The organism is Pandoraea terrigena, assembly GCF_902459705.1.
Taxonomy (GTDB): Bacteria; Pseudomonadota; Gammaproteobacteria; order Burkholderiales; family Burkholderiaceae; genus Pandoraea; species Pandoraea terrigena.
In genome coordinates this window covers 41,967-66,899 of the sequence record NZ_CABPRU010000017.1, presented here as the reverse complement: position 1 = coordinate 66,899, position 24,933 = coordinate 41,967, and the positions used below count along the sequence as shown (strand labels likewise).

Annotated in this window: 19 protein-coding genes; 10 read left to right on the top strand and 9 right to left on the bottom strand. The window is 65.2% G+C overall.

The features are described 5' to 3' along the window. The first annotated feature begins 38 nt into the window (after nucleotides 1–38). On the top strand, nucleotides 39–575 hold the full coding sequence (gene bamE, locus PTE31013_RS23525; RefSeq protein WP_150615062.1) for an outer membrane protein assembly factor BamE domain-containing protein: 537 nt from the start codon (nucleotides 39–41) through the stop codon (nucleotides 573–575). A 46-nt stretch (nucleotides 576–621) separates the two neighbouring features. On the opposite strand, the gene PTE31013_RS23520 is transcribed toward bamE, so the two are convergent. Continuing rightward, nucleotides 622–948, bottom strand: coding sequence for a DUF6356 family protein (locus PTE31013_RS23520; RefSeq protein WP_246174885.1), 327 nt, complete (start codon nucleotides 946–948; stop codon nucleotides 622–624). Between the two features lie 54 nt (nucleotides 949–1,002). Here PTE31013_RS23520 and PTE31013_RS23515 point away from each other — a divergent pair, with 54 nt between their 5' ends. Next, on the top strand, nucleotides 1,003–1,464 hold the full coding sequence (locus PTE31013_RS23515; protein ID WP_174978702.1) for an Lrp/AsnC family transcriptional regulator: 462 nt from the start codon (nucleotides 1,003–1,005) through the stop codon (nucleotides 1,462–1,464). Nucleotides 1,465–1,627: 163 nt separating this feature from the next. Here the strand turns inward: PTE31013_RS23515 and metG are convergent, their stop codons facing one another. Beyond that, nucleotides 1,628–3,736 (bottom strand): methionine--tRNA ligase, encoded by a 2,109-nt coding sequence (metG, locus tag PTE31013_RS23510; protein ID WP_150615060.1) that lies wholly within the window; start codon nucleotides 3,734–3,736, stop codon nucleotides 1,628–1,630. 444 nt (nucleotides 3,737–4,180) lie between these two features. Then, nucleotides 4,181–4,825: a YiaD family glycine zipper/OmpA-like lipoprotein gene (locus PTE31013_RS23505; protein ID WP_150615059.1), complete on the bottom strand. Its 645-nt coding sequence runs from the start codon at nucleotides 4,823–4,825 to the stop codon at nucleotides 4,181–4,183. A 230-nt stretch (nucleotides 4,826–5,055) separates the two neighbouring features. Between PTE31013_RS23505 and apbC the strand changes: the two genes are divergently transcribed. From apbC to gltS, 4 genes are all read left to right on the top strand, one after another. Next, complete coding sequence (gene apbC / locus PTE31013_RS23500) at nucleotides 5,056–6,183, top strand: iron-sulfur cluster carrier protein ApbC (RefSeq protein WP_425495593.1); 1,128 nt, start codon at nucleotides 5,056–5,058, stop codon at nucleotides 6,181–6,183. A gap of 123 nt (nucleotides 6,184–6,306) precedes the next feature. Continuing rightward, nucleotides 6,307–6,876 carry a dCTP deaminase gene (gene dcd, locus PTE31013_RS23495; RefSeq protein WP_150615057.1) on the top strand — a complete coding sequence of 190 codons (570 nt, stop codon included), beginning with the start codon at nucleotides 6,307–6,309 and terminating at the stop codon, nucleotides 6,874–6,876. Between the two features lie 105 nt (nucleotides 6,877–6,981). Then, entirely contained in the window at nucleotides 6,982–9,267 is a 2,286-nt protein-coding gene (locus tag PTE31013_RS23490; RefSeq protein ID WP_150615056.1) for an arginine/lysine/ornithine decarboxylase, read from the top strand. A 387-nt stretch (nucleotides 9,268–9,654) separates the two neighbouring features. Next, the gene (gene gltS, locus PTE31013_RS23485) at nucleotides 9,655–10,869 is read left to right on the top strand and encodes a sodium/glutamate symporter (RefSeq protein WP_150615055.1); all 1,215 of its coding nucleotides are present in this window, start codon (nucleotides 9,655–9,657) and stop codon (nucleotides 10,867–10,869) included. 136 nt (nucleotides 10,870–11,005) lie between these two features. Here the strand turns inward: gltS and argH are convergent, their stop codons facing one another. From argH to ppc, 3 genes are all read right to left on the bottom strand, one after another. After that, complete coding sequence (gene argH, locus PTE31013_RS23480; protein ID WP_150615054.1) at nucleotides 11,006–12,403, bottom strand: argininosuccinate lyase; 1,398 nt, start codon at nucleotides 12,401–12,403, stop codon at nucleotides 11,006–11,008. Between the two features lie 132 nt (nucleotides 12,404–12,535). Next, nucleotides 12,536–13,363: a gamma subclass chorismate mutase AroQ gene (gene aroQ, locus PTE31013_RS23475; protein WP_150615053.1), complete on the bottom strand. Its 828-nt coding sequence runs from the start codon at nucleotides 13,361–13,363 to the stop codon at nucleotides 12,536–12,538. Nucleotides 13,364–13,531: 168 nt separating this feature from the next. Further along, the gene (gene ppc, locus PTE31013_RS23470) at nucleotides 13,532–16,507 is read right to left on the bottom strand and encodes a phosphoenolpyruvate carboxylase (protein ID WP_174978701.1); all 2,976 of its coding nucleotides are present in this window, start codon (nucleotides 16,505–16,507) and stop codon (nucleotides 13,532–13,534) included. 79 nt (nucleotides 16,508–16,586) lie between these two features. Between ppc and hemC the strand changes: the two genes are divergently transcribed. From hemC to PTE31013_RS23450, 4 genes are read left to right on the top strand one after another with little or no spacing between them, the layout of a single operon-like run. After that, nucleotides 16,587–17,555, top strand: a complete 969-nt coding sequence (hemC, locus tag PTE31013_RS23465) for a hydroxymethylbilane synthase (RefSeq protein ID WP_150615052.1) — start codon at nucleotides 16,587–16,589, stop codon at nucleotides 17,553–17,555. Next, on the top strand, nucleotides 17,552–18,550 hold the full coding sequence (locus tag PTE31013_RS23460; protein WP_174978700.1) for a uroporphyrinogen-III synthase: 999 nt from the start codon (nucleotides 17,552–17,554) through the stop codon (nucleotides 18,548–18,550). The genes hemC and PTE31013_RS23460 overlap by 4 nt, the downstream gene beginning before the upstream one ends. Next, nucleotides 18,537–19,697 carry a uroporphyrinogen-III C-methyltransferase gene (locus PTE31013_RS23455; protein ID WP_174978699.1) on the top strand — a complete coding sequence of 387 codons (1,161 nt, stop codon included), beginning with the start codon at nucleotides 18,537–18,539 and terminating at the stop codon, nucleotides 19,695–19,697. Before PTE31013_RS23460 ends, PTE31013_RS23455 begins: the two co-directional genes overlap by 14 nt. A gap of 10 nt (nucleotides 19,698–19,707) precedes the next feature. Beyond that, complete coding sequence (locus PTE31013_RS23450; protein ID WP_150615049.1) at nucleotides 19,708–20,880, top strand: heme biosynthesis protein HemY; 1,173 nt, start codon at nucleotides 19,708–19,710, stop codon at nucleotides 20,878–20,880. 97 nt (nucleotides 20,881–20,977) lie between these two features. Here PTE31013_RS23450 and PTE31013_RS23445 read toward each other — a convergent pair whose 3' ends face one another. The 3 genes from PTE31013_RS23445 to PTE31013_RS23435 form a co-directional block, all read right to left on the bottom strand. Then, nucleotides 20,978–22,639, bottom strand: a complete 1,662-nt coding sequence (locus PTE31013_RS23445; RefSeq protein ID WP_150615048.1) for an MDR family MFS transporter — start codon at nucleotides 22,637–22,639, stop codon at nucleotides 20,978–20,980. Between the two features lie 24 nt (nucleotides 22,640–22,663). Then, nucleotides 22,664–23,980 (bottom strand): MFS transporter, encoded by a 1,317-nt coding sequence (locus PTE31013_RS23440; RefSeq protein WP_246174883.1) that lies wholly within the window; start codon nucleotides 23,978–23,980, stop codon nucleotides 22,664–22,666. Between the two features lie 94 nt (nucleotides 23,981–24,074). Next, nucleotides 24,075–24,833 carry an SDR family oxidoreductase gene (locus PTE31013_RS23435; RefSeq protein ID WP_150615047.1) on the bottom strand — a complete coding sequence of 253 codons (759 nt, stop codon included), beginning with the start codon at nucleotides 24,831–24,833 and terminating at the stop codon, nucleotides 24,075–24,077. Nucleotides 24,834–24,933: the final 100 nt, after the last annotated feature.

The following is a 24,933-nucleotide window of genomic DNA, read 5'->3' as shown; positions in this document are numbered from 1 at the left end:
CGCAGGGGCTGCGCCGAGGTCTTCGTTGGGGAGTGGCCATGGGATTGTTCGCGAGTCTGCTGGGTCTGTTTGGCTGCGACCAGCAGCAGATCGACAAGATGCGCGAAAAAGCGCGCGATACATTCAATGCCGTCAAGCCGGACGACATGCTGCTGCGCAACCTCACGCCGGGGGTGACGACCGAGGCGCAAGTGCGCGACCAGATGGGCAAGCCGGAAATCGTCTGGGAAAACGACGACGGTTCGCGGCGGCTCGAGTATCCCCGCGCGCCGGGCGGCCTGCGGACCTACATGGTCGATATCGCGCCAGATGGAAAGCTGCGCGGCGTGATCCAGGCGCTCTCGGCGGAGAACTTCGCGCAGGTGCGGCCGGGCATGTCGCAGGACGACGTGCGGCGTCTGCTCGGCAAGCCGACGACCATTGCCGCGTACCGATTGAAGCAGGAGACGGTGTGGAGCTGGCGCTGGCTGGAAGACGGCGTCAACACGCCGGGCATGTTCAATGCACACTTCGGCCCCGACGGTCGGGTGACGGTCACGTCGCGTTCGCCGGATCCGGCGTCGGAACGTCCCTGACCGGACGTGCAGCGAACGCCGGTGGCGCGGCGTGGTTGACTTGACCTTAGGGCGTCGCCCGCGATTGTTGGACATCCGCCTTCGCGGTTTGGGTAGCGGGTTTGGCGCGTCGGTCGCGATGCGTCACCATGCGTTCGTGCAGGCGAACGATGATTCGGCTTCCCGTCTTTTCGAACAGGAACGGCAGCAGTGCATGTACGACGCAGGCCAGGCACGCGACCAGCAAGGGCAGCGCGAAGGACATCGCCGATCCCATATGCTGGAGGTAATTTTCGCCAACCGAGGCGGGATGTTGAGTGAAGATTTTCATGGTGCGCCCAGTTTTCGGAATGTTTCTGAAGTTTACTTGCCAGTGAAAGGTAAAGGCTTTCAAACTTACCGCCGAATCGGGTAGGATTTGGAAAAATTTTCCCTCCAGGTGGCACCCGTGGACAAAACCGATCTCGCAATTCTCGAAAATCTGCAAGCCGATGCCTCGCGCTCGTTAGGTGAGCTGGCCGAGTCGGTGCATCTGTCGCCGACGCCCTGTTGGCGGCGCGTGCAACGTCTGCGCGAAAACGGCGTCATCACCGGGCAGGTCACGCTGTGCGACCCTCAGCAGCTCGATCTGCGCGTCACGGCGTTCGTGTTCATCAAGGCAGCGACGCACAGCGAGGACTGGATGGTCCGCTTCGTGGCGGGCGCACGGGAATTGCCTGAAATCGTGGAGATCCACCGGATGGCCGGCGAGATCGACTATCTGCTCAAGGTGTACCTGCCGGACATCGCTGCGTACGACCGTTTCTACAAAAAGCTCATCCGCGTGGCGGATCTGCAGGACATTAGCGCGAGCTTCTCGATGGAAACCGTGAAATTCACGACGGCGTTACCCGTGGATCACTTGCGCTAGCCAGCCGGCCTCTGGTCGTCACCCTCGAGCGCCGACACTGGGTGCGCCGGCATGAAAAAACACCCCGGGCCGGACGCGATGACCGGCATTCGGGGTGTTTGCGGTGGGACGCGCGCGCCTTGTCGTGAGACGCGGCCGGCGTTCCCGAGGGGGCGTTGGCGCCTTATTTGACGCGCATGCCCGGCTTCGCGCCGTCGTGCGGCTCGAGGATGTAGAGGCCCGGTTCGACCTTCTCGTCGGTGGCCGAAGCCGCGAGCACCATGCCTTCGGACATGCCGAACTTCATCTTGCGCGGCGCGAGGTTGGCCACCATCACCGTGAGCTTGCCCACCAGCGCCTCGGGCTGCGGATACGCGGACTTGATCCCGGAGAAGACGTTGCGCGTTTGCGCTTCGCCCACGTCGAGCGTGAGTTGAAGCAGCTTGTCCGACCCGTCGACCGCCTTGCAATCGACAATGCGTGCGATACGCAAATCGATCTTGGCGAAGTCGTCGATGTTGATGAGACCGGCGTCGGCGCTTGTCCCGGACTTCTCAGCCTTCTCCGATGCCTTGGCGGCCTTGTCCTTGCCCTTCGCGGTGGCGGCCTCGGCCACCGGTGCGGTTGCTTGCAGCGAGTCGCGGTTGGCGGCGAGCAAGGCTTCGACCTGCTTGCCTTCGACGCGCGTCATCAAATGCTTGTACGCGGCGATTGCGGTGTCGGCGGTGAGCGGACGGCTCACATCCTGCCACGCTTGCGGGGCGATGTTCAGGAAGCGCTCCACGGCCTCGGCCGTCGCGGGCAGCACCGGCTTGAGGTACAAGGTGAGCAGACGGAATGCCTCAAGGCATACCGAGCAGGCCTCGTGCAGCGCGGCGGTCTGCGCCGGATCCTTCGCCAGATCCCACGGCTTGACCGTGTCGACGTAACCGTTCACGGCATCGGCCTGTTCCATCACCAGACGCAGCGCCTTGCCGAACTCGCGCGCTTCGTAGTGCGCAGCGATCTGCGGGGCGGCGGCGCGCAACTGCGCGAGCAGCGGCGCCTGCATGGCGTGCGGCGACACGCGGCCGTCAAAGCGCTTGATCAGGAAGCCCGCCGCGCGGCTGGCGATGTTCACGTACTTGCCTACCAGATCGCTGTTCACGCGCGCGATGAAGTCGTCGAGGTTCAGGTCGAGGTCTTCCATCGTGTTGCCGAGCTTGGCGCCGATGTAGTAACGCAGCCATTCCGGATTGAGCCCGGTGTCGATAAAGCTCTGCGCCGTGATGAACGTGCCGCGCGACTTCGACATCTTCTGGCCGTCCACGGTCAGGAAGCCGTGGGCGAACACGTTGGTCGGCGTGCGATGGCCCGAGAACTCGAGCATCGCGGGCCAGAACAGTGTGTGGAAGTACAGGATGTCCTTGCCGATGAAGTGGTACTGCTCGGTCGTCGAACCTGGCTTGACCCATTCGTCGAAGTTCATCCCGCGTTGCGCACACAGGTTCTTGAAACTGGCGTAGTAGCCGACCGGTGCGTCGAGCCACACATAGAAATACTTGCCCGGGGCGCCCGGAATCTCGAAGCCGAAGTACGGGGCGTCGCGCGAGATATCCCAGTCGGCCAGCGTCGATTCGCCGTCTTCGCCGAGCCATTCCTTCATTTTGTTGGCGGCTTCGGGTTGGGCGAGGCCCGCCACCCACTGCCGCAGGAACTGCTCGCAGCGCTTGTCCGAGAGCTTGAAGAAGTAATGCGTCGACGTCTTGCGCACCGGCGTGGCGCCCGAGACCACCGAGTACGGGTTGAGCAGGTCGGTTGGCGCGTAGGTCGAACCGCAGACTTCGCACGAATCGCCGTACTGGTCCTTGGCGCCGCATTTCGGACATTCGCCCTTGATGAAGCGATCCGGCAGGAACATTTCCTTGACCGGGTCATACGCCTGTTCGATATCGCGGGCTTCGATCAGGCCCTGGTCCTTGAGGGCGAGGTAGACGCCTTCGGACAGTTCGCGGTTTTCCTCGGAATCGGTCGAGTAGTAGTTATCGAACGAAATGCCGAAGCTGTCGAAGTCACGCTTGTGTTCCTTCCAGACGCGCTCGATCAATTGTCGGGGGGTAAGGCCTTCCTTCTCGGCGCGCAGCATGACGGGCGTGCCGTGCGTGTCGTCTGCGCCGACGTAGTAGACCTCATGGCCCTGCATCCGCATGAACCGTACCCAGATGTCGGTCTGGATGTATTCGACCAGGTGGCCGATGTGAATCTGGCCATTGGCGTACGGCAGGGCGGAGGTGACAAGAATGCGGCGGGACATGAGGATCGACTGTGCGTTGAGGGAACCGGGAAAGGACGATTCTAGCAGGCGGGGCGGATTGACGCCCAACCGGGCGACCCGCCGAGTGAATCCGGCCGGGCCGGGAGATGGCCCGGCCGGCGCCATCATCGATCGTTGCGATGACGCCTGCGGTGCGACCAAAAAAAAGCCGGAACCAGGTTCCGGCTTAACTAGGCACACGTAACGTCAATAACAAAGAGGAGATGGAAGCGCCCACGGTAGGCACTTCCGAAAGGTCTGAGCGATGCGACGTGAGTTTAGTTCAACGGATGGGCCGACTTTCGATGCTGCACCGCACCATACTGCGGATAGGCTTCGCGCAAACGCATGCCCGGCGGGCCGAGCATGCATTCCGGCGGTCAAATGCCAAAGCGCGGAAAGCGCGAACGGCGCAGGACGGGCGGGCAGGGTATCGAGAGACGATCAGCCGCGCGGTGCGTGCAGCAGGATTTCGACACGGCGGTTCTGGGCGCGGCCGGCGGCGGTGGCATCCGAGGCGACCGGTTGGCTCGATCCGACGCCGGTGCCGCTCATGCGGTTCATCGCAATACCGCGGCTGTTCAGATACTGGATGACGTTGGATGCGCGGTTTTGCGAGAGGGGGATGTTGATGCGGTCTCCGCCCGTGCTGTCGGTATGGCCCACGATGTTGGCCGTAACCCCGGGATTCTGGTTGAGCGACGCGGCGACGTCGTTGAGCACGGCGCGGAAGTTCGGCTTGATGTCGGCCCGGCCGGTGTCGAACGTCACGTCGCTTGGGACGGCGACCTTGAGCGAGCCGTCCGGCTGCTCGGAGATCGTGGTGCCCGTGCCGGCCGTGTGGCCGCCCAAAGTATTCTTGATGGCGCTCCAGTTGTACCCCGTCGCGCCGCCAGCGGCCGCACCCACGGCAGCACCGATCAGCGTGCCCGTCGTGTTGCCTCCGATGAGGTTGCCCAGTCCCGCCCCAACTGCCGCACCGACGCCGGTGCCAACCGCCGTGTTGGTGCCCTGTTGCGTCTGGCACCCGGCCAGCATGGCAGCAGCGGTCAGGACGAGCGCGCAAGCGCGCAGAGAGTTTTTATTCATGTGAGGCTCCTTATCGATTAGCTGGCAGTCGTGAAACAACGCGTGAGCACTTCGCCGAAGCACGCGTGCGTCGCAGGGGTTTTGAACCCGCTGGCGCACGGTCTTTTACAATAGCGCTGAGTGTCAACCGCAGGCAAGGACAGATTGCCACGTCGGCGGGTTCCCCAAAACACGCGCGCCTCGCATGCTAATCGAGAGCGTGCGCCACGGATGTTACAAGTTGTTAGCGCTTGCCGGGCCTTTCCCGGCGGGCCTCGACAGAGCGAGAGACCCATATGGAAGTCGCCCAAATCAATGAAGTGCTGCGTGGCATCGTCGATCCCGACACGGGGCTCGACCTGATCGCCGGAAAATACGTGAAGCAGGTCGTGGCCGAGCATGGTCACGTCGGCATCCAGATCGAGTTCGGCTATCCCGCGAAGAGCCAGTTCGACGCCATGCGCGCGCGCATCACCGACGCCGTGGGCAAGCTGCCCGGCGTCGAGCGCGTCGCCGTCGACATCAGCCAGAAAATCGTGGCGCATGCGGTGCAGCGCGGGGTGAAGCTCCTGCCGAACGTGAAGAACATCGTGGCGGTGGCGTCGGGCAAGGGCGGCGTGGGCAAGAGCACCACGGCCGTAAACCTGGCGCTGGCGCTGGTGGCCGAGGGGGCTAACGTCGGCATTCTCGACGCCGACATCTACGGTCCGTCGCTGCCGACGCTGCTGGGCATTCACGGCAAGCCCGAATCGAAAGACGGCAAGACGCTCGAACCGATGACGGCGCACGGCCTGCAAGCCAGCTCGATCGGCTTCCTGATCGAGCCGGACAATCCGATGGTCTGGCGCGGCCCGATGGTCACGCAGGCGCTCGAGCAACTGCTCAACCAGACGAATTGGCACGACCTCGACTACCTGATCGTCGACATGCCGCCGGGCACGGGCGACATCCAGCTCACGCTCGCGCAGAAGGTGCCGGTCACGGGCGCGGTCATCGTCACCACGCCGCAGGACCTGGCGCTGCTCGATGCCCGCAAGGGTCTCAAGATGTTCGAGAAGGTCGGCGTGCCGATCCTCGGTCTCATCGAGAACATGAGTCTCCACATCTGCTCGAACTGCGGGCATGAAGAGCCGATCTTCGGCGTGGGCGGCGGCGAGCGCATGAGCCACGATTTCGACGTCGAGCTGCTGGGCAAGCTGCCGCTGGAGATGAGCATCCGTGTGCATGCGGATGCCGGCATGCCGAGCGTGGTGGGCGACCCGGCCGGCCGGGTGGCAGCGCTCTACAAGGCCATTGCCCGCAAGATGGCGGTGAAGATCGCGGCGCGTCAGAAGGACATGACAAGCAAGTTTCCGTCGATCGTCGTCCAGAACACGTAAGGACGGCGCGCAGGGCCCCGCGCGGCCCCGTGTGGCGCGGTGCGCGTGAAAACCTCACCGCACCGCAACAATCGCGTAAAATACGCCCAATTTTTCACGTACTACGCCCATTCAGGCCCACACATGAGTATCAAGTCCGACAAATGGATCCGGCGTATGGCCGAGGCGCACGGCATGATCGAGCCCTTCGAGCCGTCGCAGGTCCGGCAATCCCAGGACGGGCAGAAGATCGTCAGCTATGGCACGTCGAGTTACGGCTACGATATTCGCTGTGCGGCTGAATTCAAGATCTTCACGAACATCAATTCGACGATCGTCGATCCGAAGAACTTCGACGAAAAATCGTTTGTCGATTTCTCCGGCGAGGTCTGCATCATTCCGCCGAACTCGTTCGCGCTCGCGCGCACTGTCGAGTACTTCCGCATTCCGCGCAATGTGCTCACCGTGTGCCTGGGCAAGTCGACGTATGCCCGCTGCGGCATCATCGTGAACGTGACGCCGTTCGAACCTGAATGGGAGGGCTACGTGACGCTGGAATTCTCGAACACCACGCCGCTGCCGGCCAAGATCTACGCCAACGAGGGTGTGGCGCAGGTGCTGTTCTTCGAATCCGACGAAGTCTGCGAGACCTCGTACAAGGACCGCGGCGGGAAGTACCAGGGACAGCGTGGCGTCACGCTGCCGAAAACCTAGCCTGCGCAGGCTCCACTCGCCACCGGTGAGCCCCCGCAACAACGCACTGCCCAAGAGCCACGGCCATCTCGGACCGTGGCTCGTTCTTTTGTCGAAGGAACGCCAATGAAATTCCGTTTTCCGATCGTCATCATCGACGAGGACTTCCGCTCCGAAAACATCTCGGGATCCGGGATTCGCTCCTTGGCGGAGGCCATTGAAGCCGAGGGCATGGAAGTCAACGGTCTCACGAGCTATGGTGACCTGACCTCGTTCGCGCAACAGGCAAGCCGCGCATCGAGTTTCATCCTGTCCATCGACGACGACGAGTTCGGCACGTTCTCGAGCGAAGCGGGCGGCGAAGGCGAGGGCGAACTGGCGCTGGCCATCATCAACCTGCGCGCGTTCGTGCAGGAAGTGCGTCGTCGCAACCCGGACATTCCGATTTTCCTGTATGGCGAGACGCGCACGTCGCGCCACATCCCGAACGACATCCTGCGCGAGCTGCACGGCTTTATTCACATGTTCGAAGACACGCCGGAGTTCGTGGCGCGTCACATCATCCGTGAAGCCAGGTCGTACCTCGACTCGCTGCCGCCGCCGTTCTTCCGTTCGCTCACGCACTATGCGGCCGACGGTTCGTACTCGTGGCATTGCCCGGGCCACTCGGGCGGCGTGGCGTTCCTCAAGAGCCCGGTGGGCCAGATGTTCCACCAGTTCTTCGGCGAGAACATGCTGCGTGCGGACGTGTGCAACGCCGTGGAAGAACTGGGGCAATTGCTCGACCACAACGGCCCGGTAGGCGCGTCGGAGCGCAATGCCGCACGCATCTTCAACGCCGATCACCTGTTCTTCGTGACGAACGGTACATCGACCTCGAACAAGATCGTGTGGCACGCCACCGTGGCGCCGGGCGACATCGTCGTGGTCGACCGCAACTGCCACAAGTCGATCCTGCACGCGATCACGATGACGGGCGCCGTGCCGGTGTTTCTCACGCCGACACGCAACCATCTTGGCATCATCGGCCCGATTCCGAAGTCGGAATTCGAGCCGGAAGTCATCCGCGCCAAGATCGAAGCGAACCCGTTCGCCCGCGAAGTGCTCGAACGCGATCCGGACGCCAAGCCACGCATTCTGACGATTACGCAGAGCACCTACGACGGCGTGATCTACAACGTCGAGATGATCAAGGAACTGCTGGGCAACAACATCGACACGCTGCACTTCGATGAAGCCTGGCTGCCGCACGCGGCGTTCCACGAGTTCTACCGCGACATGCACGCCATTGGCGAAGGGCGTCCGCGCTCGTCGGAGGCGACGGTCTACGCCACGCACTCCACGCACAAGCTGCTTGCCGGCATTTCGCAGGCCTCGCAAATCGTGGTGCAGGATTCGGAAGCGCGCACGTTCGACACCTATCGCTTCAACGAGGCGTACCTGATGCACACGTCGACCTCGCCGCAGTACGCGATCATTGCCTCGTGCGACGTGGCGGCCGCCATGATGGAGCCGCCGGGCGGCACGGCGCTGGTGGAGGAGTCGATCGTCGAGGCGCTGGACTTCCGCCGCGCCATGCGCAAGGTGGCGGCCGAGTATGGCGATTCGTGGTGGTTCTCGGTCTGGGGCCCGGAACATCTGGGCGACGAGGGCACGATTCAGCGTGAAGACTGGGTGCTGCGCGCGAACGAGCGCTGGCACGGCTTCGGCGATCTGGCCGATGGCTTCAACATGCTCGACCCGATCAAGGCGACGATCATCACGCCGGGGCTGGATGTGGGCGGCGAGTTCGGCGAGAGCGGTATTCCCGCCGCCATCGTCACCAAGTACCTGGCCGAACACGGCATCATCGTCGAGAAAACGGGCCTGTATTCGTTCTTCATCATGTTTACCATCGGCATCACCAAGGGCCGCTGGAACTCGATGGTGACCGAGCTGCAGCAGTTCAAGGACGATTACGATCACAACCGCCCGCTGTGGCGCGTGCTGCCCGAGTTCGTGGCGAAGTTCCCGCGCTACGAGCGCATCGGCCTGCGCGATCTGTGCGATCAGATCCACAGCGTGTACAAGGCGAACGACGTCGCACGCGTGACGACCGAGATGTACCTCTCGGACATGCAGCCCGCGATGAAGCCGACCGACGCGTTCTCGAAGCTCGCGCACCGTCAGATCGACCGGGTGCCGATCGACGAACTCGAGGGCCGCGTGACGAGCGTGTTGCTCACGCCGTACCCGCCGGGCATTCCCCTGCTGATTCCTGGTGAGCGCTTCAACGCCGCGATCATCGAATATCTGCGGTTCGCGCGCGACTTCAACGATCGCTTCCCGGGCTTCCACACCGATATCCACGGTCTGGTTGTCGAGGATGTGGACGGACGCCCGGAGTATTTCGTGGATTGCGTGCGCCAATAAGCGACCGCGCCTGAGGCGACGTCCGGCCCCGTGCGAAAGCATGGGGCCGTTTTTTTTGCCTCGGGGTTCCTGGCGTGCTCGGCATATTCGGCATATTCGGCGTATCGGCATGGCAATGCCAAACGCGTGGCGGCGCGCCTTATACGCCCGTTCCCGGCGACCGCATTCCACGTATCTGGCGTTGGCGAGCGTCGATTGGTGGGGACGCGTCGCCGAACTCGCGAAATTGGTTGTGAAATGGCGGCAGATGCCGGAGGATCGGCGCGGCAGTGTGGGCTCGGCGCGTTTTGTGGTTTGGCTCGAACTGCAACAATTTGGGCGATTACCCGCTAATTCGTGCCGATTCGGTTGCTACACTCGACGCACTTTTTTCGAGCGGGAGAGTTCATGGAAATCGGACAACTGGTGTTCAGCAACTACGGCACGCTTGTCTGTGCCACGGTGGTGTTGTTGCTGGGGCGCAAGCTGGTCGAATGGATTGCGCCGCTACGCACGTACAGCATTCCTGAACCCGTGGCGGCTGGATTGCTGGTGGCGCTGGGCGCGTTGGCGCTGCGTCAGTTTGGGCAGGTTGAGCTGAAGTTCGACACGTCGCTGCAAACGCCGCTCATGCTCGCTTTTTTCGCGACGATCGGGCTGTCGGCCAACCTGGCCAGCCTGAAGGCGGGCGGGCGCCGTCTCGTCTTGTTCGTTGGTGTGGTGGCTGGCATGCTGATCATGCAGAACGCGATCGGCGTGGGGCTTGCCTCGGTGATGGGGTTGGCGCCGGGCATCGGCCTGCTGGGCGGGTCGATTACCCTGGCGGGCGGACATGGCACGGGCGCAGCGTGGGGTGACATGCTGACCTCGCGCTACGGCGTGCAGTCGGCGCTGGAAATCGCGATGGCTTGCGCCACCTTCGGGCTGGTGATTGGCGGTCTGCTCGGCGGGCCGGTCGCGCGTTACCTGGTGGGGCGTCTGGGCGGCAACGTGCCGGGCGCAGAGGCATCGAAGCAGGCCACGCCGGAGGGCTTTGAGCAGCCGCATACGGTGCGATTGATCACCGCGCAGGCGCTCATCGAAACGGTGGCGATGATCGCGATCTGCTTGCTGGGCGGCGAGGTCGTCGCGCGTTGGCTGGCAGGCACGGCGTTCGAATTGCCGACGTTCGTGTGTGTGCTGTTTACGGGTGTCGTCGTTCGTAACTTGCTGTCGCTCGTGGGCTACGAGGTGTTCGAGCGCTCGCTGTCGGTGCTTGGCAACGTGAGTCTGTCGCTCTTTCTGGCGATGGCGCTCATGACCCTGCGCCTGTGGGATCTCTCGACACTGGCGTTGCCGATGATCGTGATTCTCGTCGTGCAGGCGGTGTCGATGGCCGCCTATGCAATCTTCGTCACGTTCCGCGTCATGGGGCGCAACTACGATGCGGCCGTGCTCGCGGCGGGCCACTGCGGTTTCGGGTTGGGGGCGACGCCGACGGCCATCGCCAACATGCAGGCGGTCACCGAGCGTTTCGGTCCGTCGCACATCGCGTTCCTGATCGTGCCGATGGTGGGGGCGTTCTTCATCGACATCCTCAACGCGCTCATCATCAAGGGGTTCCTGTCGCTGCCGCTGTTTTGATGCGCGGCGATCGACCCCGCGCATGATCCTGCGCGGGATCCGTCTCGCACCCATGAAAAATGCCATCCGGACGGGTGGCATTTTCGTTGGCGCTGGCGACGCCGAATCACCTGGCCAATGATCCGGCCAGGCGGCCTTACTTGGCGAGCTTTGCGCGGGCGGCCGCGATGGCGCGTTGCACCTGGGCGGGCGCGGTGCCGCCGATGTGGTTGCGGCTGGCGACCGAGCCCTCGAGTGTGAGGTAATCGAAGACGTCCTCACCGACCAGCGCCGAGAACTTCTGCAACTCGGCGAGCGAGAGGTCGGCCAGATCGATGTCGCGATCCGAGCAGATCTTCACGGCATGCGCCACGATCTCGTGGGCGTCGCGGAACGGCAGGCCCTTCTTGACGAGGTAGTCGGCCAGATCGGTGGCCGTCGAGAAGCCTTGCAGCGCGGCGTTGCGCATGTTGGCTTCTCGCACCTTGATGCCCGGCACCATGTCCGCGAAGATGCGCAGCGTGTCGATCACGGTGTCGACCGTGTCGAACAGCGGTTCCTTGTCTTCCTGGTTGTCTTTGTTGTACGCCAGCGGCTGGCCCTTCATCAGCGTGAGCAGCGCGATCAGGTGGCCGTTGACGCGACCGGTCTTGCCGCGCGCGAGTTCGGGCACGTCCGGGTTCTTCTTCTGCGGCATGATCGAGCTGCCGGTACAGAAGCGGTCGGCCAGGTCGATGAAGCCCACGCGCGGGCTCATCCACAGCACCAGTTCTTCCGAGAAGCGCGAGACGTGCGTCATCACGAGCGCTGCGGCGGCCGTGAATTCGATGGCGAAGTCGCGATCCGAGACGGCGTCGAGCGAATTCGCGCAGACGTCTTCGAAGCCAAGCGTCGCCGCGACACGTTCACGGTCGATCGGATAGCTCGTGCCGGCAAGCGCTGCGGCGCCCAGCGGCAGACGGTTCACGCGGCGGCGCAGGTCGTGCATGCGCTCGGCGTCGCGGCTGAACATCTCGAAGTAAGCCAGCAGGTGGTGACCGAACGTGACCGGCTGCGCGACTTGCAAGTGAGTGAAGCCCGGCAGGATCGTGGCGCTATGCTGATCGGCCAGGTCCAGCAGCGCACGGCGCAGGTCGCCGAGGTGATCGCCGATGCGATCGATTTCGCTGCGCAGCCACAGCCGGATGTCGGTCGCGACCTGATCGTTACGCGAGCGGCCGGTATGCAGACGCTTGCCCGCATCGCCGATGAGGGCGGTCAGACGCGCTTCGATGTTCAGGTGAACGTCTTCGAGGTCCAATTGCCACTCGAACTCGCCACGCTCGATCTCGCCGCGAATCTGCGTCATGCCACGCTGGATGTCGGCCAGATCCTGGGCACCGATGATGCCTTGCGCTGCCAGCATGTCGGCATGGGCGAGCGACCCTTCAATGTCGAACAGGGCGAGGCGCTTGTCGAAGAAGACCGACGCCGTGTAGCGCTTGACGAGTTCGGAAACGGGTTCGGAAAAGCGGGCCGACCAGGCTTCGCCTTTCTTGTGGAGTTGGGAGGTCATTGTCGTAGCTTGGCTGATCGAAGCCCATCGGGGCTGATGGAAGCGGACCGTGGCGGAGCACGGAAAACCGCAATTATACAACCCCGGCGTCTGCCCATCGACTCGACCGGCGACCGCAGCGGGAGGCTTCGCTCAGCGCCGCACCGACAGCGTCCAGATGCGGGGCGGCGCCGACAGGCACAGGCCCGAGGTCGCCTCGTCGAACGCCGCACGTTGCAGCGCTTCAAGCTTCGCTGCCTTGGCGATACGCTCGCGGGCCTGATGGATGCGCGCCATGCGTAACGGACCGTCAGGCAACGCGCACAGGCGTCCGAGATCGTGCATGAGCGAGGCGCCGAGCCGGTCGAGCGCCGGGCGCAGACGCGTGGCCAGATCGACCGGCTCCCCCGGGGCGCCGCCTTCGCGCTTCCAGCGGGCCAGCAAGGCCGTCTGCACCAGCTTGCCTGCCTCGATCTGCAGACGGAAGAACGTGCGCGCCTGCGCGGGCGTCAGGCCGTACTGCGCGGCCCGGTCGCCCATGCTGTCAAGCAACGCCTGCTCGCGCGGCGTGTCCTGCACGGGCTTGCCTGACGAGTATTTGGTCCGCGCGACCGCTTCGCTGATCGCCAGCCGCTCCAGAATGCCGCGCATCAGCGGGTCGAGCACCGGATCGACGACCGCCGGCGGCTTGGGTGGGTGCGGGGCGTCGGCGGCGTTGCGGGGCGTCGTCGCCAGCGTTTGCGAGACGAGGCGCACGGCCAGACCGCGCACGCCGTGCGGTGCGGCGGGGGCGAGCGTGTGGGTCGCTGACGAGGGTGCTGATGAGGAAAGGCCGGCGTTGGCGTCGTATCCCGACGTTTGGGCGGCGGGGCTCGCCTGCGCGCCTGCGCAAATCAGGCCAAGCGCGGTGGCCGTGAGGCCCGTGGCGACCCGTCGTAAGCGGGTACCGCGCGCGAATAATGCGTTGGAATCGGATTGCATGACGGATGGGCCCCCCGGCAGCCATCGGATCGAATTCCCGAAATATACCGCGCTATCGGTCGACTGTCGTTGGGGAGATTCTCAAGCCGTGCGTCGTTGGGCCGACGCGCCGTTGCCGGCCCGTCGGCCTCGTGCGCCGGCCCCGCGTGCTGCGGAGCCGGCGTGGGGTCAGCCCGTGTTGCGCAGACCGGCGGCAATGCCGTTGATGGACAGGTGGATGCCACGTCGTGCGCGCTCGTCCGACTCACCTGCACGATGCCGGCGCAACAACTCGACCTGCAAGTGATTGAGCGGATCGAGGTAGGGGAAGCGGTTCTTGATCGACCGGGCGAGCAACGGGTTGTCCGCCAGCCGCTCGTCGTGACCGGTGATGAGTGCGAGCGCCTGCGATGTGCTTTGCCACTCGGCGACGATGCGATTGAAAACGCGTTTGCGCAGTTTTTCGTCCGGTACCAGTTCGGCATAACGCGACGCCACGGCCAGGTCGGTCTTGGCGAGCACCATGTCCATGTTCGAGAGCAACGTTGCGAAGAACGGCCAGCGCTTGACCATCTGGCGCAACGTATCGAGGCGTTTCTCGCGACCGTCGGTGTCGGCTTTCCGCGTCTTCCCGCCTTCGTCGTGTCCCGCATCGAGAAACGCTTGCACTGCGCTCCCGAAGCCGTACCAGCCCGTGATGAGCAGACGGCATTGCCCCCACGAGAAGCCCCACGGAATCGCCCGCAGATCTTCGATGCGACGGTGCTTCGGATCCGAGAATTTGCGCGATGCCGGGCGCGACCCAATGTTCAGCTCGGCGATTTCCGCGATCGGGGTGGCCGCGAAGAAGTAGTCGGTGAAGCCCGGCGTCTCGTAGACGAGATCGCGATACGCGGCGAAGGCCGAGTCGGAGAGCGTCTGCATGACCTGCTCGTACGAGGCCAGACGCGGCGGCTGGTTGCGGCTCGGCAGCAGTGTGGCTTCGAGCGTGGCCGCCACGATGGTTTCCAGGTTGCGCCGCCCGATCTCCGGGTTGGCGAACTTGCTCGCGATGATCTCGCCCTGTTCGGTCAGGCGAATCTGCCCGTTGACCGTGCCCGGCGGCTGCGACAGGATGGCCCGGTAAGTCGGGCCACCGCCGCGGCCCACGGTGCCGCCGCGGCCGTGGAACAGGCGCAGGCGAACGCCTTTCTCCTCGAACAGGCGCACCAGCGCGAGTTCGGCCTTGTACAGCTCCCAGTTCGACGTGAGGAAGCCGCCGTCCTTGTTGCTGTCGGAGTAGCCAAGCATGACTTCCTGCTCGCCGCCTTGCGCCGTCACCACCTCGGACACGCCGGGGATGTCGAAGAACTCGCGCATGATGACCGGGGCGTTGCGCAAGTCGGCAATCGTCTCGAACAGCGGGATGACCATCGCGCCGACTTTGGGCTCGATGGCCTTCGTGCCGGGGCCGTCCAGTGCGCCCTGGAAGAGTCCCGTCTCCTTTTGCAAGAGCATGACTTCCACCAGGTCGCTCACGGTTTCCGTATGCGAGATGATGTAGTTGCGCACCGCGCGCGGCCCGAAACGGGCGCGGATGTCACGCGCCGCGGAGAACACCGCCAGCTCGTCGCGCGTGCGCTGCGAGTAATCGAGATAGGGTGAGAACAGCGGGCGCGGCTCGCGCAGTTCGCGCAGCAGCAGGGCGAGCTTCTGGGCTTCGTCGAGCTTCGCGTAATTCGCTTCGATACCTGCCTTGGCGAACAATTCGGCGATGACGGCTTCGTGAATGTCCGAACTCTGGCGCAGGTCGATGCTGGCCAGATGGAAGCCGAACACTTCCGCGGCGCGCACGAGTGGCCCGAGGCGCTGTGCGACCAGGGCGCCGCCGTGATGTGCCATGAGTGACGCGACCACCGTATTCAGGTCTGAGATGAATTCGCTCGCGTCGAGATACGGACTGGCTCGGCCGACCGCGCCGCGATGCGGCACATGGCCGACCCATTCGCGCGCCGTGGCGGACAGACGTGCGTACACGCCGATGAGGGCGCGTCGATAGGGTTCGTCGGTGCGGTGCGGCGAATCGTCGGGGGAGCGGCGCGCGAGGGTGAGCAGCGCGTCGCTGGAGCCGGCGAGCAGTTGCGAGACGGACAATTCCGCACCCAGCAAGTGCACCTGCTCGAGGTAGTGCGCGAAGATCTCGGTCGCCTGGCTCGTGATGGCAAGTTGCAGCGTTTGCGCCGTGACGTTCGGGTTGCCGTCGCGATCGCCACCGATCCAGCTACCCATTTGCAGGAAGCGGCCGAGGCCTTCGGACCGCACGGTGGGCACGGCGTCGTGCAGCTCGGCGCTCACGTCGTCGTACAGGGCGGGAATCTCGGAGAGGAACGTGCTGCGGTAATACGACAGCGCGTTCTCGATTTCGTCGGCCACCGTCAGGCGCGAACTGCGCAGCATGCGCGTCTGCCACAGCGTGGTGACGTAGGCACGCATCGATTCGGTGTTGCGCGACGATTCGCGCTCGGTGAGGGCGTCGTCGCGATGCGCGAGCAGACGGGCGATTTCGCGCTCGGCGTCGAGAATGCTCTTGCGCTGGACTTCGGTCGGGTGGGCGGTGAGCACCGGCACGATGAGCGCGCTCGCGAAGAACGCCTGGAGCGTGGCGGGATCAGCGCGGCCGGCGTCTTTCAGGCTTTGCAGCGCGGCGCGCAGGCTGCCCGGCTGGGCGCGGCTGCCCGCGAGCGCGTGCACGCGACGGCGGCGGTTGTGGTGGCGGTCCTCGGCGATATTGGCCAGGTGCGAGAAGTAGCTGAACGCGCGCACGACCTCGATGGCTTGCTCGTTGGTCAGGCCGTTGAGCAGTGTACCCAGCGCGCGGGCGGCGCTGCGGTCACCTTCGCGGTGGAAACGCACCGCATTCTGGCGAATGGTCTCGACCAGATCGAAGGCGTCGCTGCCTTGCTGCTCGCGCAGCACGTCGCCCAGGAGGCGGCCCAGGAAGCGGATGTCCTCGCGCAGCGGGGCGTCCTTGTCTTCACGCGAGCGGCGGGCCTTGGCCTTGACCGGTGCATCCAATGCGGGGCCGGAAGTGGATGGAACCGCGGCTGCTGCCTTTGCGGGGGAAGTCTTGCCGACCGACTTGGCGAGGCCCTCTTGCGGGGCTCTTACCTTTGCGCTGCTCTTCATGTCGCTCCTCTCACGACCCGCCGTTCGGGCCGGTCAAGCGTGTTACCATTTTTTCTTTTGGTCTTCACGCGGTTGCTGAATGAACTTCGCTGCTCCTGAAACCCTGGTGATCGCGTCGCGCGAGAGCCGGCTCGCCATGTGGCAAGCCGAACACGTGCGTGACGCGCTGCACAAATTATATCCGCAGTGCCGCGTGAGTATCCTCGGAATGACCACTCGCGGTGACCAAATTCTCGATCGCTCACTCGCGAAGGTCGGCGGCAAGGGGCTTTTCGTCAAGGAACTTGAACTTGCCCTGGCCGACGGACGCGCCGATCTCGCCGTCCATTCGCTCAAGGACGTGCCGATGCAACTGCCGGACGGTTTCACGCTGGCCGCTGTGCTCGAGCGCGAGGATCCGTGCGACGCCTTCGTGAGCAACGACTACGACAGTCTCGACGCGCTGCCCGCCGGGGCGGTGGTCGGCACGTCGAGCCTGCGCCGTGAAGTGAGCTTGCGCACCCGGTATCCGCATCTGACAGTCGCGCCGCTGCGGGGCAATCTCGATACCCGTCTGGGCAAGCTCGACCGGGGCGATTTCGCGGCGATCATTCTCGCGGCGGCGGGGCTCAAGCGCCTGGGACTGGGTGCTCGCATTCGCGCCACGCTCGCGCCAGAGGTCAGCCTGCCTGCCGCCGGGCAGGGCGCGCTGGGCATCGAAGTGCGCGCTGGACGTCCCGAAATCCTGCAATGGCTCCGTGGGCTGCACGACGCCCGCACCACGCTGGCCGTCAGCGCCGAGCGTGCCGTGTCGCGCGCACTGGGAGGCTCGTGCCAGGTGCCGCTGGGTGCGTTTGCGGAATTCACGCCGCAGGGCGAACTGACGCTGCGCGCATTCATCGCATCGACGGACGGCGCGACCGTGCTCCGCGCGCAGGGCGCGGTGAGTGTCGCCCAAGGCGATGTCGCCGGCGCCGAGGCGCTGGGGCAGCGGGTGGCGCAGGACCTGATCGATGCCGGAGGCTTGGCGCTGGTGCCGCCGCCCGAGCTCAAGGACCCACCCGCTTGAGCCCGCGCGCGCCGGACTTGTCGCCCGTCGCTGGCGTCGCGCTGGAGCACGCTGGCGCGGCGTCGCTCTGCGCGATCCTGACGCGCCCCGACGGGCAAGCGCATGCGCTCGTCCGCGCATTGCACGCCGAAGGCATCGACACGTTCGCGTTCCCGCTGTTGCACATTGCCGCGCAGACCGACCCGGATGCATTGGCGTCGCTCGACCGCGCATTGCGCTCGCTGGCATCGTACGCGCTGGCGGTGTTCGTCTCGCCCAACGCCGTGACGCATGGACTGGCGCGGCTGGTGCATCTGCAATCTCTCGATCCTCGAACGACTTCCGGCCTCGCCGCCGCGGATAACGCGGGTGATGTGGGTGACGGCGCCGGTGATTTCTGGCCCGCCGCGTTGCCGGTGGCCGTGGTCGGCCCGGGCAGCGTGCAGGCACTGGCCGATGCGGGCATTGCCGTGCCGCGGCATCGGGTGATCGTGCCGCCGGGCGGTCCGGCGGCGCGGTTCGACTCGGAAGCGCTGCTCGCGCAACTCGACCTCGCCTCGCTGGCGGGGCGTCGCGTGCTGCTCGTGCGCGGCGACGGCGGCCGCGAACTGCTGGCCGACACCCTGCGCGCCAGTGGCGCACAGGTGGACCTCGTCAGCGCCTACACGCGTCGTGCCCCGGCCCCGGATGCCGCCGCATGGGCTGCGCTGGAGGCCCGGCTGGCCTCGCCCGGGCGCTGCGCCTGGGTGCTCACCAGCTCCGAGGCCGTGCGTCACCTGGCCACGCTGCTCGCCGCGCGCTATGGCACGCGCGATGGCCGACACACGCCTGGCACCCCGCAGGTGCTGGCCCAAATCCTTGCCGCGCCGTGCTTTACGTCGCATACGCGCATCGCAGATGCCGCGCGGGCGGCGGGGTTTGATAGGATTACGCAATGCGCGCCCGGCGACGAGAACTTGTTGGCGGCACTCAAAACATGGGCGGATCCCATTCAAGTCAAGCATGACGACAGATAATCGCGTTCCCGAGTCTTCCCAGAACCCGTCGGCGTCGACCGGCCCGGCGGCGTCGAATTCCACCATGGCCGGCGGTGCCGCCTACGGTACGACGGGCAGCCCGCCCGCATGGCAACCGCCCGAACCGCCCCAGCGGCGTCGAGGCTCGGGGGCTGTGTTGCCGTGGCTGCTCTTCGTGCTGGTGTCGGCCGGGGCCGGCATCGGCGGCTGGTCGCTGAACCAGAAGCTCGACCGCGTGCAGCAGGAACTGGCCCGCCGTCAGCAGGCAGGCGATGCGCAGCTCATGCAGGCGCAGGTGCGAACCGCGCAGGCACTCGACAACCAGCGTGATCTGCAAAACCGGCTCACTGCGCTTGAAGGACGTGTGTCCGATTCGCGCGGCCAGCAGGCCGTGCTCGAACAGCTCTATCAGGAACTCGCACACAACCGCGACGAATGGGTGCTCGCCGAGACGGAGCAGATCGTCACGAGTGCGAATCAACAGTTGCAGCTCACCGGCAACGTACGTGGCGCGCTGGTTGCGCTGGAGGGCGCGGATGCGCGACTGGCGCGCTCCGGCGCCCCACAGCTCGCCGGCGTGCGGGATGCGCTGAAGAAGGATATCGACCGGCTCAAGGCGGTGCCGGCGGCCGATCTGCCACAACTGACCGGCAAGCTCGACCAGGCGATCGCCATGGTCGACACGTTGCCGCTGCAGGCCGAGGAGCGACGCGTCGAGTCGGCGGCGGGCGGCGGCGCGGGCAATGCAGGCGGCGCGAGCGAAGCGGGCTGGATCGCGACGTGGCACCGTCTGTCCTCCGAGATGCTCGGCAGCCTCAAGCAACTGGTGCAGGTCCGCCGGCTGGACGATCCGGACGTCATGCTCGTGGCACCGGAGCAGGACGCGTTCCTGCGGGCGAATCTCAAGCTGCGCCTGCTCAATGCGCGTCTGGCGCTGCTTGCGCGCAACGCGTCTGCGGTGCATAGCGACGTGGTGGTGGCGGAGGCCGCGCTCAACAAATATTTCGACGCCAAGTCGCGCCGCATTGCCGCGGTGAAGACATTGCTCGATCAGGTCGACGCGGGTTCGCGCACGATCGAACTGCCGACCCTTGACGCCAGCCTGACCGCCATCGGTCAGGTCAAGGACGTCAAGGACAAGCCGTAAGGAGCCGGGCATGCGAGGACTGATCTGGTTGACGCTCCTGTTCGCGGTGGCGGCCGGCTTTGCCGTGCTGGCCACGTTCAATCACGGGCAAGTGGTGATGCTGGTGCCGCCATACCGTGTGGACGTATCGCTGAACCTGTTTGTGCTGGCGTTGCTGGCCTTGTTCGTTGCGCTATACGTCATCATTCGTATCCTGCGCAACATCTACAAGATGCCGGAGCGCGTAGCCGCCTACCGCAATCGCCAACGCAGCCGTCGCGCGAACATCGCGTTGCGCGACGCCGTGGCGAATCTCTTTGCGGGCCGCTACACGCGGGCCGAGAAGGCGGCGCGCGAAGCCGCCGAGCAGGACGACAATCGCGGCGTGGCGGCGATCATTGGCGCCCGCGCGGCGCATCGCATGCGCGAGTTCGCGCGTCGCGACACCTGGCTGGCCGAGGCGCAAGGCGCGAACCTGGAAGAGGCGCGTCTGTTGCAGACGGCGGAGTTGCGCGTTGACGCCCGCGATGCGGAGGGCGCGCTCGAAGCCCTCACCGAGATGCGGGCGCAGGGCGCGCGCCGGATGCAGGCGCAGTTGGTTGCCCTGCGGGCACATCAACACCTGAAGCACTGGCCCGAGGTACTGGCGCTGCTCAAGGTGCTGGAAAAGCGTGAAGCGCTGCATCCGGCACTGGCGGCCAAGCTCAAGCAGACGGCCAGCGAGGGCATTCTGCGCGATCACCGCCACGATGCCGACGCGCTGCTCAAGTGCTGGAACGAATTGCCGGCTGATGTGCGCACGTCGGCGCGAATTGCCGATGTCGCGGCCGAGTTGCTGATCTCGCTCGACCGTCTGCGCGAGGCGCGCGATATCGTCGAGGCCGCGCTCGCCGAGCACTGGGATCCGCGATTGCTGCGCCGCTATGCGGAGTGTGCCGGCGGCGACGCCCTGCCGCTCATCCAGAAGGCCGAGGCGTGGCAGCAGCGTCATCCGAACGACCCCGATCTGCTCTTCGCGTTGGGCAAGCTGTGCCAGCACCAGCGATTGTGGGGCAAGGCGCAGACGTTCCTCGAAGGTGCGCTGCGTCATACTGACGACCGGCATCTGCAACAGCGCGTGCATCTGGCGCTGGCGCAACTCTTCGAGGGGCTCGAGCAGATGGAGCTGGCCAACCGTCACTATCGGGCCTGCGCGAGCGCATAAGCGGCTTGCGGCGAACACGGCACCCGTGCCACGCGGGTGCCGTTTGTCATGATGGGCGCGTCATGTGGCGGGCAGGCGAGCCGCCATGCCCGCATCGTCATTCGATGGCCGTTGCCTCGTTCCCCGAACTCTGGCGCAACGGCAATTCCGGCAAGCGACCGAGCGCGACGATGGCGAGCGCGGCGATGACGGCGCTGCCGCCAAAAAACGCGCCGAAGGCAAGTCGCAGATGATCTTCCATCCCGGCCGGCGCGCGGCCCGGGCGCAGGAAGTCGGTCAGTTCATGCGACGCGCCCCCGTCGCTTCCCGAGACCAGCAACCCGACGATGAGCGCGCCGAACATTGCGACGCCGATCATCCCGCCGAGCGCCCGGAAGAACGCGTGCGCGGCGGTCGCGATGCCGATGTCGCGCGGCGCCACGGCATTTTGCGTCGCCACGGTCATCACCGGCATGGCCGAGCCGAAGCCAATCCCTACGAGTCCGAGACACAGCCCGATAGCCACGAGCGGCAGCGATTGCACGCCGAGCGCAATCGTCGCCAATCCCAGCAACGCCACCGGCAAGCCGATCTGTGGCGGACGCTTGTAATGCCCCGTCTTGCGCATGTAGTGCCCCGAACCGAGCGCGCCCACCACGATGCCCAGCAGCGGCAGGATCAGCATCAGCCCCGAACGGCTTGCCGACTCGCCACGCTGCAATTGGAGGTACAGCGGCACGTAGATGCCGATGCTGATGTTGACCATCATCACGAGCACGGCCATCGTCGACGTCATCCGGAACACCGGATTGGCAAGCAACGCAAGCGGCAGCAACGGCTCGCGCACGGCACGCTGATGGCGCAGGAAGATCGCTCCCACGATCACGCTGGCGGCGAGCAGGCCGACAATGGGCAATGACGACCACGCGTAGCGATGTCCGCCCCACGTGAGCGCCAGCAACAGGCAGATGGTCGCGGCGATGAGCAGCGCCGACCCGAGAAAGTCGATGCTGGGCGTGCCTTCGCGACGGGGCAGGCGACGCAGTGCGCGGTCACTCAGGTAGATGGCGAGCAGACCGAGCGGGAGATTGATCCAGAAGATGAGCGTCCAGTTCAGGTACTGGGCGAACACCCCACCGGTGACGGGACCGGCCACGCCGGAGACCGCGAACATGCCGGAGATATACCCCTGATAGCGGCCGCGCTCGCGCGGCGAGACGATATCCGCGATCACCGTGTTGGACAGCGCGATGAGGCCGCCGCCGCCCAGCCCCTGCACGCCGCGCGCCACGATCAGCGCGAGCATGCTTGGCGCCAGCGCACACAGCACCGAGCCGACGAGGAAGACGGCAACGCTCACGGCGATGACGACGCGCCGTCCGAACAGATCGGAGAGTTTGCCGACGATGGGCGTGATGGCCGTGGACGAGAGCAGGTAGGCGGTGACGACCCACGAGACGGCGTCGAAGCTGCCGAGGTCTCGGGCGATGGTCGGCAGGGCGGGCGCGACGATGGTCTGGTCGAGCGAGCCGAGAAACATGATGAGCAGCAGGCCGGAGAGGATCGACTTGACCTCGGCGGGGGTGAGCGAGACGCCGGCCGGCGTCGTCTGGGGGTCATTGGCTGGCATGCGGATCTTTGAGGGCAAAAAACAGGCCGTCCCGGCAAGGACGGCCTCATTCGTGCCAAATATGCTACTCCCAACGCATACGCATGGTGGCGAGCCGGCCGGCGGTCCCGTGGCGCGACGGTCTCGGCCGCCGAGGCGCGGTTTCGTCAGCCGATCCGCGACAGTCGCACTTGGTCACTGATTGACGAGCCGCGCAGGCACGGCCAACGTGAGCAACCCGCCCAGGATCATGAAGGCCGTGAGCAGGAACATGCCGGTGTTGGTGCTGTGCGTGGTGTCCTTGAGAAAGCCGATCAGGTAGGGCCCCACGAAGCCGGCGAGATTGCCCAGTGAGTTGATCATCGCGATACCGGCGGCCGCGGCGGTGCCGCCCAGAAATGCCGTGGGCAGGCTCCAGAACAACGGCAGCACGACCATGATGCCCATCGTGGCGAGTGTCAGGGCGACCATGGCGAGCTGGGTGTTGTGGCTCCAGGTGGTTGACAGGAACAGGCCGATGGCGCCGGCGAAGGCGGGAATGGCAATGTGCCAGCGACGCTCGCCGCGCAAATCGGAGCGACGCCCGACCACGACCATCGCGATCACCGAGAAGAAATACGGGATCGCCGTGAGCAGGCCGATCTGCAGCGGATCGGTCACGCCGGTGCTCTTGATGATCGTCGGCAGCCAGAAGCCCACGCCGTACAGGCCGATCACGAACGAGAAGTAGATCAGGCTCATCATCCACACCCGCGGGCTGGAGAACACCTGGCGCAGCGGCAGGTCTTCCTTGCTGCGCACATCGCTGGCGATGTTGCGCTCGAGCATCGACTTCTCGGCATCGTTGAGCCATTTGGCGTCGCGAATGCGGTCGTCGAGCACGAACAGCACGACAAGGCCGATCACGATCGACGGAATCGCTTCGATCAGGAACATCCATTGCCAGCCGGCCAGGCCGTTCACACCGCTCATGTCCTTGAGAATCCAGCCGGAGAGCGGCCCGCCGATGAGGCCGGACAATGCCACCGCGGTCATGAACCAGGCGGTCATGCGTCCGCGCCGCGAGGCCGGGTACCAGTACGTGATGTACAGGATGATGCCGGGGAAGAAGCCCGCCTCGGCCACGCCGAGCAGGAATCGCATGATGTAGTACATCGCGGGCGAGGTGACGTACATCGTCGCGCCCGAGATGATGCCCCACGAGATCATGATGCGCGCGATCCACACGCGTGCGCCCACGCGGTGAAGGATCACGTTGCTCGGCACCTCGAAGAGGAAATAGCCCAGGAAGAAGATACCCGCGCCGAGACCGAACACGGTCTCGGAGAAGTGCAGGTCGCCGACCATCTGCAACTTGGCGAAGCCGACGTTGACGCGGTCGAGATACGCGACCACGTAGCACAGCAGCAGGAACGGAATCAGCCGCCAGCCGACCTTGCGGTAGGTGGCCGCTTCAAAGTCGGCCGACGGCACGTCGGCCATGGGCGAGGGGGGCGTGGGAACGCTGTTCATACGGAAGCTCCTCCGGATTGACGGGGTGTTGTCTGTCGTTATGGGGTGAGTGCGACAACTACGGGGACTACCGACTGCAAAAACGGTGGGTCGATCAGATGCAACGTCCGCCGTCGACCTCCAGGCACACGCCGGTGATGAACGCGGCGTCGTCGCTGGCCAGATAGAGGCAGGCGTTGGCAATGTCCTGCGGCGTGGAGAAGCGGCCGAGCGGAATCCCGGCGAGGAATTTGGCGCGGTTCTCGGGGGTGTTGGGCACGCCCATGAATTCGGCCGTCAGTCCCGTATCGCCGATGACGGGGTTGACGCAGTTCACGCGGATGTTCTTCGGGCCGAACTCGGCGGCCATGGCCTTGCTCGCGGTAATCACGGCGCCTTTGCTGCCGTTGTACCAGACAAGCCCCGGGCGCGGGCGCACCCCAGCCGTCGACGCGATGTTGATCATCACGCCGGCGCCGCGTTGCAGGAAGTGGGGGATGACCGCACGCGCACTCCAGAAAATGCTTTTGACGTTCACGGCGTAGACGCGATCGAACTCGGCTTCGGTGACTTCGAGCAGCGGCTTGTTGCGATGCGTGGTCCCCGCGTTGTTGACCACGATGTCGAGATCGCCGAAGCGCGTGACGGCCTCGTCGAGCAGGGTGACGTGATCGTCCTCGCGCGACACGTCGCCGTACACGAACGCGGCCCGTCCGCCGGCCTTGGCGATGTCCCCGGCCACGCGCTCGCCGGCCTCGCGATTCAGATCGTTGACGATGACGGCGGCGCCTTCGCGGGCAAAGGTCTTGGCGATGCCCTCGCCGAAGCCGGAACCGGCGCCTGTGACGATGGCCACTTTCTCTTGCAAACGCATGCCTTGTCTCCTGAGTTGCCTGGGGATGGCGAAGCGCCGGACGCAGGGTGTGCGCTCGCCACTTCGCCGTGATTGACTTCAGGGTGCGTGCTGCGGGTCC

Coding starts and splice junctions, on each gene's coding strand:
- PTE31013_RS23435 (WP_150615047.1), bottom strand. CDS start 24,833: ATGCGTTTGCAAGAGAAAGTGGCCATCGTCACAGGCGCCGGTTCCGGC.
- PTE31013_RS23440 (WP_246174883.1), bottom strand. CDS start 23,980: ATGAACAGCGTTCCCACGCCCCCCTCGCCCATGGCCGACGTGCCGTCG.
- argH (WP_150615054.1), bottom strand. CDS start 12,403: ATGACCTCCCAACTCCACAAGAAAGGCGAAGCCTGGTCGGCCCGCTTT.
- bamE (WP_150615062.1), top strand. CDS start 39: ATGGGATTGTTCGCGAGTCTGCTGGGTCTGTTTGGCTGCGACCAGCAG.
- hemC (WP_150615052.1), top strand. CDS start 16,587: ATGAACTTCGCTGCTCCTGAAACCCTGGTGATCGCGTCGCGCGAGAGC.
- PTE31013_RS23505 (WP_150615059.1), bottom strand. CDS start 4,825: ATGAATAAAAACTCTCTGCGCGCTTGCGCGCTCGTCCTGACCGCTGCT.
- ppc (WP_174978701.1), bottom strand. CDS start 16,507: ATGAAGAGCAGCGCAAAGGTAAGAGCCCCGCAAGAGGGCCTCGCCAAG.
- dcd (WP_150615057.1), top strand. CDS start 6,307: ATGAGTATCAAGTCCGACAAATGGATCCGGCGTATGGCCGAGGCGCAC.
- PTE31013_RS23490 (WP_150615056.1), top strand. CDS start 6,982: ATGAAATTCCGTTTTCCGATCGTCATCATCGACGAGGACTTCCGCTCC.
- PTE31013_RS23455 (WP_174978699.1), top strand. CDS start 18,537: ATGACGACAGATAATCGCGTTCCCGAGTCTTCCCAGAACCCGTCGGCG.
- aroQ (WP_150615053.1), bottom strand. CDS start 13,363: ATGCAATCCGATTCCAACGCATTATTCGCGCGCGGTACCCGCTTACGA.
- gltS (WP_150615055.1), top strand. CDS start 9,655: ATGGAAATCGGACAACTGGTGTTCAGCAACTACGGCACGCTTGTCTGT.
- metG (WP_150615060.1), bottom strand. CDS start 3,736: ATGTCCCGCCGCATTCTTGTCACCTCCGCCCTGCCGTACGCCAATGGC.
- PTE31013_RS23450 (WP_150615049.1), top strand. CDS start 19,708: ATGCGAGGACTGATCTGGTTGACGCTCCTGTTCGCGGTGGCGGCCGGC.